At 63.2% G+C, this 315-nt stretch carries 1 pseudogene; it reads right to left on the bottom strand.

Annotated features, from left to right (window positions below):
• A pseudogene (locus JNB89_RS30860) lies at positions 1-315 on the bottom strand (transporter); the annotation flags it as partial.

Here is a 315-nt window from a genome sequence, read left to right on the forward strand (position 1 = left end):
CCGTGCCGTCAGTGCCCTGCGCCACCGTGATGTTGCGCGTGACCGCATCCTGCTGCACCAGCCCCACCGTACCGCTGTTGATGTTGTTCGTCAGGTTCGTGATGTCCGTCGTGTTTTGCGTCACGCGGCCGTCGATGTTCGTTATCGCATCGCCCACGTTGTTCACCGTCGTGCCGCCCACCGAATACGTCGGGTTCGTGATCGCGCCCGTCGTCGTGTTGTACGTCGAACCGCCACCCAGCGCTGCAGCCGTCGCCGCTCCTTGGTTGTTCACCTTCGCGTCTTCCGACTGCAACTGGCTCACGTTCACCGCGT

Source organism: Paraburkholderia phenoliruptrix (assembly GCF_019511605.1).
Lineage (GTDB): Bacteria > Pseudomonadota > Gammaproteobacteria > Burkholderiales > Burkholderiaceae > Paraburkholderia > Paraburkholderia phenoliruptrix_A.